General features: G+C 61.9%; 1 protein-coding gene. It reads right to left on the bottom strand.

The window, feature by feature from the left end; translation table 11 throughout:
* Positions 1-388 (bottom strand): zinc-binding dehydrogenase (locus EN885_RS33370; protein ID WP_245493202.1); only part of this gene is annotated, 388 nt, incomplete at both ends.

Here is a 388-nt window from a genome sequence, read left to right as displayed (position 1 = left end):
CGGATGGCGAGGCAATTGTCGGCGTGTTGAAGCAGTTGCCCTGACCATCGCAAAAGCCAGTTCGTGGTGATCACGATCTTGCCGAACGGCCCTTTCTCCAGATGCAGCAAGGCTTGCGGCACCTCGTCGAAGCCAAAGCGCTTGCCGATGACCGGCTTGATCGCCAGCGCCTCGATCGCCTGATTCATACGTTCGAAGGCGCGGCGATGGCCAACCGACAGGCCCTGCACGGTGATGCGGTTGCGCATGAAGGGCATGATAAGGAAGCTGAGCTCCATCGCGCCCAACAGGCCGATGATCGACAGCCGACCGTCGGCGGCGAGCGCATTCAGCGATCGCCGTGCATTATCGCCGCCGACCATTTCCAGCACGTGGTTGACGCCCAGCC

Source organism: Mesorhizobium sp. M6A.T.Cr.TU.014.01.1.1 (genome assembly GCF_004022765.1).
Taxonomy (GTDB): domain Bacteria; phylum Pseudomonadota; class Alphaproteobacteria; order Rhizobiales; family Rhizobiaceae; genus Mesorhizobium; species Mesorhizobium mediterraneum.
Note: the sequence above shows the minus strand (reverse complement) of the source record. Positions and strands in the feature narration are given on the sequence as shown.